Origin of the sequence: Kitasatospora sp. NPDC059803 (assembly GCF_042732255.1) — a bacterium.
Classification (GTDB): domain Bacteria; phylum Actinomycetota; class Actinomycetes; order Streptomycetales; family Streptomycetaceae; genus Kitasatospora.
In genome coordinates this window covers 1-8392 of record NZ_JBHWIJ010000347.1, presented here as the reverse complement: position 1 = coordinate 8392, position 8392 = coordinate 1, and the positions used below count along the sequence as shown (strand labels likewise).

Annotated in this window: 4 protein-coding genes; 2 read left to right on the top strand and 2 right to left on the bottom strand. The window is 70.9% G+C overall.

The genetic code is table 11. The annotated features are described in order from the left end of the window. Window positions 1-89: 89 nt before the first annotated feature. Complete coding sequence (locus ACFV6I_RS34745; RefSeq protein WP_380429817.1) at window positions 90-2201, bottom strand: phosphocholine-specific phospholipase C; 2112 nt, start codon at window positions 2199-2201, stop codon at window positions 90-92. 200 nt (window positions 2202-2401) lie between these two features. Between ACFV6I_RS34745 and ACFV6I_RS34740 the strand changes: the two genes are divergently transcribed. After that, the gene (locus ACFV6I_RS34740; protein WP_380429814.1) at window positions 2402-4582 is read left to right on the top strand and encodes a hypothetical protein; all 2181 of its coding nucleotides are present in this window, start codon (window positions 2402-2404) and stop codon (window positions 4580-4582) included. A 303-nt stretch (window positions 4583-4885) separates the two neighbouring features. Beyond that, a complete protein-coding gene (locus ACFV6I_RS34735) occupies window positions 4886-6925 on the top strand; it encodes a transglycosylase domain-containing protein (RefSeq protein WP_380429812.1) in 2040 nt (679 codons plus the stop codon). Between the two features lie 25 nt (window positions 6926-6950). Here the strand turns inward: ACFV6I_RS34735 and ACFV6I_RS34730 are convergent, their stop codons facing one another. Continuing rightward, window positions 6951-8207: a hypothetical protein gene (locus ACFV6I_RS34730; RefSeq protein WP_380429810.1), complete on the bottom strand. Its 1257-nt coding sequence runs from the start codon at window positions 8205-8207 to the stop codon at window positions 6951-6953. Window positions 8208-8392 lie beyond the last annotated feature (185 nt).

The following is an 8392-nucleotide window of genomic DNA, read 5'->3' as shown; positions in this document are numbered from 1 at the left end:
GCGTAGGACGAAACGCCGGTGCGGCGAGCCGGTTCAGGCGCTGCGTCGTCGGTCGGGCGCTGTGCCGACGGTCAGGGCCGCGCCGTCGGTCAGCTGGTGCCGGGGTCGCTGGTGCCGGGGCGGCCGTTCTCCAGGTGGCCGGCCCAGCGGCGGCGGAAGGTCGGGCCGTCGGTGGCGGCGACGGTGATGTCGTACCAGCGGCTGTCGGGGCGTATGTCGAAGGTGAACTGGGCCGAGGCGCCGCGCCGGATGCTGCGGCTCTGCTGCGAGCCCTTGGCGTAGGCGTTGGTGACGGTCACCGTCCGGGCGACCGGCCCGTTGTTGGTGATCTTGACGCGCACCTTGGACTTCTGCGGGTCGAACAGCGCGACCAGCTCGGTCCGGGCGCTGCCCTCGAACTCGTACACCGACCCGTTCGGGCCGTGGGCGGCGAGGTGGTAGTCGCCGGAGGCGGAGTGCGGCCAGAAGTCGCCGAGGGTGTCGCCGCCGGAGATGGTGTAGCGGCGGGGGGCGGCCTTCGGCGCGGTCCGGTCGTAGATGTAGAGCCAGGCGCCCGCTTCGCCCCGGTTCTCCAGATCCAGCTGGAACCGCCCGGGGGTGTCCGTCTCCTCCTCGTTGACCACCAGGTCGTACGGGAGGGCGCGGGCCGGCCGGACGCCGGGCTCCTGGGTGGGCATCCGCTGGGGCAGCGGCACCTGGTACGGCTTGCCCTGCGAGGCGATCGGCGCGGGCACCGGGATCGAGACCGGCCGCGGGTCGGCGCCGGAGAAGTCGAGCGCCGAGGTGAGGTCGCCGCAGACCGACCGGCGCCAGGCGCTGATGTTGGGCTCCTCGATGCCGAACCGGGCCTCCAGGAACCGCAGGACGGAGGTGTGGTCGAAGGTCTCCGAACAGACCCAGCCGCCGCGCGACCACGGGGAGATGACCAGCATCGGCACGCGCGGGCCGAGGCCGATCGGCTGGAGGCCGCCCGGGTCGGCGCCGGGGACCAGCGGGCCCATCTCGCCCGGGTGCTTGCCGAGGTCGAGCAGTTCGTCGCGCAGGCTCGCCCTCAGGTCGGCGGAGACGATGCCCTGGCCGCCCGGGCCGCTGACGACCGGCGGCATCGGCGGGACGACGTGGTCGAACAGGCCGTCGTTCTCGTCGTAGTTGATGAGGAAGACCGTCCTGCCCCAGACCTCGGGGTTGGAGGTGAGCGCGTCCAGCACGAGGTTGATGTAGTACGCGCCGTCGGTGGGCGTCGCGGACGGGTGCTCGCTGTACTTGTACGGCGGGACGATCCAGGAGACCTGCGGCAGCCGGCCCTGCTGGACGTCGGCGCGGAACTCCTTCAGCGTGTGGTCGGTGGCGCCCTTGTCCACCAGGGGGCCCGACGCGCCCTCGGCGACCTGGTACCGCTCGAAGAACATCAGCGAGTTGTCGGTGTAGTTGTCCGTGGGGGTGCCCGGCTCGCCGGAGCCGCCCTGGTACAGCTTCCAGCTGACGCCGGCCTTCTCCAGGCGCTCGGGGTAGGTGGTCCAGGTGTAGCCGTTGGTGTTGTTGCGCTCCTCCAGGCCGGGGCCGTTGGGCTTGCGGCCGTACACGTTGCGCGGGTCGCTGGTGCCGGTCCACAGGTAGATGCGGTTGGGCGCGGTGTCGGCGTGGACGGAGCAGAAGTACGAGTCGCAGAGGGTGAAGGCGTCGGCCAGGGCGAAGTGGTACGCCAGGTCCTGGCGCTTGAGGTGGCCCATCGTCATGACGTCCTGCTTCTGGTTCACCCACTGGTCGTGGCGCCCCTCGTTCCAGGCGAGGTGGCCGCTGCTCCAGCCGTGGTCGGTGCCGGCCTGGTACTCGGTGGTGTTCCTGGGGTCGATGTACCAGGGCAGCACCTCCTGCTCGGAGGCGGGCAGACCGCGGTCGTGGTAGCGGCCGGTCTTCACGGCGGCGGCGGGCTGGTGCCAGTTCGGCCGGCCGTCGGGCAGCAGCGTGGGGCGCGGGTCGTCGAACCCGCGCACGCCGCGCAGGGTGCCGAAGTAGTGGTCGAAGGAACGGTTCTCCTGCATCAGGACGACGACGTGTTCGACGTCCTCGATCGAGCGGGTCCGGCCGATCGCGGGCAGTGCCAGGGCCTTGCTGACCGCGGGCGGGAACGCGCCGAGGCCTGCGGCGGCTGCGGACGCGCCGCTCAGCTGGAGGAATCGGCGCCGGTCGATGGAGGCCACGTGGTGTCCTTCCTTCTCGGGGTACAGGGGGTGCCAAGAAGGTTCGAACATAGGTGCCGCAGCCAGGCCGTACGAGGTCCCCCAGCGAACGCCGCATGAGTTTTCAGCCAATTCCTGTCTAGCCAACTTCCCTGGACCCACCGGCGGCGGGCCCGGAAACCCGCATGCGTCGCCCCGCACCGTTCTGCGAGCATGACCGCATGGTCCACCGTCTCGAACCCATCGTCGTCCGGCACACCCATCGCCTCCCCGCCCCCTCCCGGCCGGGCGCTCCGGCGGGGCAAGGCGCTGTCGTGGCGCGGCAGTTCGACGCCGCGCTGATGTCCGTGGGCTTCAAGCTCTCGGCGGACCTGCTGGAGTACCTGTCGGGGCTGCCCGAGGCGACGGTCGTCGACACCGCCGCCCGCACCCTGGGCACCGTCCGCGAGTCGGTGGGCGACCACGTCGGGCACAACGCCTACTTCATCGACTTCCCGCTCAACGTGCCGGACACCTTCGAGTTCTGGACGCACTGCATCGCCGGGGCGCTCGCCGACGACGCGTCGCGAGGCAGTGTGCTCGCCCAACTGCGCACCGGCGTGGTCGACCTGCTGACCCTCCCGTCCTACGGCCGCTACCAGCACAGCTACGCAGAACTGCTCGCCGCCCACGACGAGCTGATCGCAGCTGCGGGCGACCGCATGACGGTCCTGCACCTGGGCGGCGCCCTGGAGGAGGAGGTGACGGCCCTCTACCTGGCCCTGGCCGGCAGCACCACGCCGCTGGGCGAGGAGGGCCTGCGCGACCTCGGCGTGCTCGCCGGGCACTGCGTCGCCGGTCCGCAGCCAGAGGCGATCCCGGTCCGGGAGAACCGCGCCGTCGTCAACCTCGCCCGCCTCCAGGCCGGCGCCGACCTCCTCCTGGACACCGTCACCGACGTGCTCCGGCTGGCCTGCGCACTGTCCGACGGCGACGTGACCCTGGCGGAACCGACCCGGTTCCGGGCGCTGTCCCGACCGGCCCGCCGTGCCCTGCTGGCCGGCCTCGACGCCGTGGTGGGCGCCAACCCCGCCAAGCTCGCCGACGTCAGCAGGCACCGCGAGGCGTTCAAGCGCCTCGGTGAGCGCCTCCACCCGCACGAGTACCCGCGCTGGCCGCGCGCCGCCGAGGTGTTCGCCGTGGCCCGGGGCGAGGTGACGGCCCGCTCCCTCACCGGCCGCGTCGAGGAACTCCTCGGCGCCGGCGACGTCACCGGCGCGGTACGGCTGCTGGCCGCCGCCCCGGGCATGCTGTTCCGCTCCCTGGACCGTCTGCTGCGCGCGGGCCGCACCCCGGAGGAACGCGACACCGTCGTGGCCGCCGTCGAGCAGGCCGCCCCGCTGGTCTCCGGCCGGGTCCTGCTGTCGGTCCGCGAACACCTCCACAACCGCACCGGGGAAGCGGACGGGCGCCGCCTCTTCGTCAACCGCCTCGGCCGCGCCTGGGTCACCACCGACACCCGACCGCCCCTGCCGGCACCCGAACGCGACCGCCTGCTCGCCGCCCTGGACGCCGAGACGAGCCGCCGCCTCCCCGACCCCGGGCACCTGCTGATCGACCCCGACGTACTCGACGTCGCACTCCCGCTCAGCGGCAAGGCCACCACCGCCGGACTCGGCGTACTGCCCCGCGGTTCCCTCACCCCGGTCGACGGCGAACTGCTGCGCTTCTTCGTCTACTGGAAGCAGACCGGTCACAGCACCGACTTCGACCTGTCCGCCCTGATGCTCGACGACTCCTACGAGACGCTCGGCTGGCTCTCCTACACCTCGCTCAGCCAGGTCGAGGGCGAGCGCTCCGGAGACGTCACCGACGCCCCCGACGGCGGCTCCGAGTTCATCAACCTGCGCCTGGGCGCCGTACGCGGCAGCGCCATCGTCCCGCAGGTCAACATCTTCTCCGGTGAGGGCTTCGAGGAGGTCGAGGAGTCCTTCTTCGGCTTCATGCTGCGCGACGCCGAACAGCAGGGCCGCCCCTTCGAACCGCGCACCGTCCGGATGAAGTCGGACCTGCGCGGCCCGGGCAGGGTCGCCCTGCCGCTGGCCTTCCTGCGTGGGGACGACGGCCGCTGGCACGCCAAGTGGCTGCACCTGTACCTGAAGGGCAACCCGAACGCCAACCGGGTCGAGGGGAACCGGATGTCGGTCGCCACGCTGCTGCGGGGCATCGTCGGGCGTGACCACCTGACGGTCCGCCATCTGACCGAGCTGATGGGCGAGCGCGCCACCGCCACCACGCTGTGGGACGGCACGTCGCTCCCGGCCGGCCCGGTCACGTACATCGGTCTGGAACGCCCGGAGGGCCTGCACCCGGACTCCGTCGTCATCACCCCGGAAAACCTGCGTGACCTGATCCCCGCCTGACTGCTAGCGTTGGCCCCGGCGAGGCCATGAACGGGCTTCCTTCTCACACCACCTGACATAGCCCGTTCGCTTTCCTCGCCCTCGACCACCCGCCGGGGTGCCACAAGGCACCCCGGCGTCGTCGTTTCCCCGTGGTCCACCTCCTCGGCCGGCGTTGTTCCGCCCCAGGCCGGGTGGGTCCGTGCCGTCCCGTCGGTCCGCTCGGTATGACCGTGATCACATCAATTCCGTTGTGCCGTGGTCCGGCCCCCATCGCGTCTGAGTTCGGGGGTCTGTGCCCACGAGCGAATCGGAGACCGGACTGTGCGTGCTGACCAAGGTGGCGGGGCGGAGAAGGAGAAGCCCGGAGGGGAGGCCGGAGGGGAGGAGCCCGGAGGGCGGCGGTGGATCGACTACCCGCGCAGAGGGCGGCGCGGAGTCCGCCGCTGGCTCCCGTCCTGGCGGCAGCTGCTCCTGGCGGCGGGGGCCGGGGCCGCAGTGCTGACGGGGTGGCTGACCTGGTTCTACGTCACCACCCACGTCCCGGAGGACCTGAACGCCTTCGCCACCCAGCAGAACAACGTCTACTTCTGGGCGGACGGCACCGAGATGGCACGGATCGGCGAGACCAACCGGCAGGAGGTGCCGCTCGACCAGGTGCCGGAGTCGGTGCAGTGGGCCGTACTGGCCGCCGAGAACGAGACCTTCTACTCGGACCCGGGGATCTCCTTCACGGGCATCGGCCGCGCGGTCTACCAGATGGTCTCGGGCGGTGAGACCCAGGGCGGCTCGACCATCACCCAGCAGTACGTCAAGAACAACTACCTGAACCAGCGTCAGGACTTCTCGCGCAAGCTCAGCGAGATCGTCATCGCGATCAAGCTGGACCGGCGGATGGGCAAACCGGACATCCTGGCCGGCTATCTGAACACCAGTTGGTTCGGGCGCGGCAGCTACGGCATCGAACGGGCCGCGGCCGCGTACTACGGCAAGGACGTCTCGCAGCTCAACCCGAGCGAAGGGGCCTTCCTCGCCGCCCTGTTGAAGGGGGCCGGGCAGTTCGATCCGGGGATCAGCGCGAACAACCACCGGCGGGCCGAGGAGCGGTGGTCCTGGATCCTGGACCGGATGGTGAAGGTCGGCAGGCTCTCCGCCGCCGAGCGCGCCCGGTACACGGTGTTCCCCGAGCCCAGGACCCAGCCGAAGGCGGCGGGGCTGAGCGGCCAGGTCGGGTACCTGGTGGACATGGCCAGGACCTACGTGGAGGGCCACAGCGACATCACGCAGGCCCAGTTCGACCTCGGCGGCCACCAGATCTTCACCACCTTCGACAAGCCCAAGGTCAACGCGCTGGCCGCCGCGGTGCGGGACGCCACCAAGGGGATCGACCCCGACAGCCGCGAGGCCGACCGGTTACTGAAGGTCGGTGCCGCCTCGGTGGCCCCGGACGGGAGGATCGTCGCGCTCTACGGCGGAACCGACTACCTGAAACAGGGCTTCGACAACGCCAACACCTCCACGGTGCCGGTCGGTTCGGCCTTCACCCCGCTGGTCTACGCCGCGGGCCTGAGCGAGGGCGTGCAGCGCAAGCGGGGCGGCAGCCGCACCCCGGTGACGCCCGCCACCACCTACGACGGCGACGACGGCGTGAACGTGATGACCCCGGAGGGGCCGTACTGGGGGCGTAACGGGCGGATAGCGAAGACCGCCAACGACGGCAAGCGGAGCTGGGGGACGGTCACCCTGAGGAGCGCGGTGGAGCAGTCCGTCAACGGGCCGATGATGCAGCTCGCCATGGACGTCGGCCTGGACCGGGTGCAGAAGACCGCCGCCGACCTGGGCCTGCTCCCGGGCAGCATGGGGGAGTTGGTGCCGGCCTTCGGCGTCGGGAACTCCACACCGAGCGCGATCAGGACCGCCGACGCCTACGCCGCCTTCGCCGCCGGAGGCAGCCACACGGACCCGTACTCCGTCCTGCGGATCACCCGGAACGGCGAGCCGCTCGGGCTGCGCCTGCCGACCGCCGTACAGGCGCTGACCCCGCAGGTCGCGGGGGAGGTGGACGCGGCGCTCAAGAGCGCGGTCCGCACCGGGAGCGCCAAGTCGGTGGCGGAGGCCGGGCCGGACCTGGCCGGGAAGCCGGGAACGACTCCGGACCGCACGGCGGGGTGGTTCGTCGGCTACGACGCGCGGATGTCCACGGCCGTCACGGTCTTCCGGGCGGACCTGAAGGACATGAAGCTGCTCTCACTGGAGGGGTTGGGCGGCGCCGCCCCGGACACCCCGGACTCCGCGCTGCCCACCCAGATCTGGACCTCGTACATGAAGGCGGCCGGTGGCCCGGGAGGCGCGAGCGGCCGGTAGGGCCTGGGGCGCCGGTAGGGCCTGGTCACTTGACCAGGCGGGACCAGTCGGCCGGCTGCCCCGGGTCCAGCGCGCGCAACTGGTCGAGCACCTTGGGGTCCTGGGCGTCCAGCCAGTCGGCGACCTGGCGGAAGGACACGCAGCGGACGCCCTCCCGGGTGCAGACGCTCTTCATCACGTCCTCGATGGCCTGCATGTAGATGCCGCCGTTCCAGCTCTCGAAGTGGTTCCCGATGAAGAGCGGGGCCCGGCTGCCGTTGTAGACCCGTTCGAAGCCGTTGAGGTAGCCGTTCCGGGTCTCCTTCTCCCACGCGTCGTACTTCTTCGGATCGCCCTTGGTGGTGTCCTCGGACTGGTTGGCGAGGAAGTTGTAGTCCATCGAGAGGACCTGGGTCGATTTGCCCGGGTAGGGCAGCAGTTGGAGCGGGAAGTTCCAGATGCCGCCCTTCTTGCCGGGCCAGACCTGGAACTCGCCCGGTGAGCTGGCGTCGTACCGGAAGCCGGCCGCCTTCTCGGCCGCGAGCAGGTTCTTCTGGCCCTGCAGGCAGGGGGCGCGGCCGCCGACCGCCTCCTTGGTGTAGTCGAAGGGCAGCGGCGGGAGGTTCTTGAAGCCGGTGTTGGTCTTCCAGTTGGTGACGAAGGAGATCGCCTGGTCGAGCTCGCTCTTCCACTCCTCGGTGCTCCAGTCGTCGCCGCCCTTGGAGTCGCAGAAGTGCCCGTTGAAGTGGGTGCCGATCTCGTTCCCGTCCTGCCAGGCCAGGCGCAGTTGCTCCAGGGTGTCCTTGATGTGGGCGTCGGTGGCGAAGTCGATGGCGGAGGCGCCGGCGTCGTGCTGCGGCGGGTGGTAGAGCGTGCGTTTGGACTTGGGCAGGGTGTAGATGCCGCTGAGGAAGAACGTCATCTGGGCGTTGTTCTCCGTGCCCAGCTTGCGGAAGCGCGAGAACTGTTCGTCGTCGCCCTCCAGCGCGCCGTCCCAGGAGAACACCACGAACTGCGGCGGCTTCTCGCCGGGCTTCAGCTTCTCGGGCCGGGGTTGTCTGGGCTGCGGGCCGGTGTCGGAGGTGGAGCCGTCGCCGAGCACCTTGACCTGGCCGTCCCAGGTCGGCGTGGCGCTGGGGGTCGGGGTGGCGGCGGGACTGCTGGGGCTGTCGGAGGGTGTGCCGCTCGGGTCGGGTGTGCTCTCCGGAGCGGCGCCGGCGGTGGCCGGTCTGCCCTTCGAGTCGGGGCCTCCCGTGCCCAGGCCGAGGGCCACGACGACCCCCGTTGCCAGCAGGACAGCCACGCCACGAGCAGGCCGCACCGTTCCTCCGTTTCTCCGACCCGCCGTCACATGCTGGTCAGATAGTCATACGTATGGTGCGAACATCAGAACACCTTGATCGACAATGTGTCGAGGCTTGCATGGGACGGGAGTTGGGAGATAGGTGTGCGACCGGAGGCCGGCCGCGCCCCGGGTGGGTGCGGCCG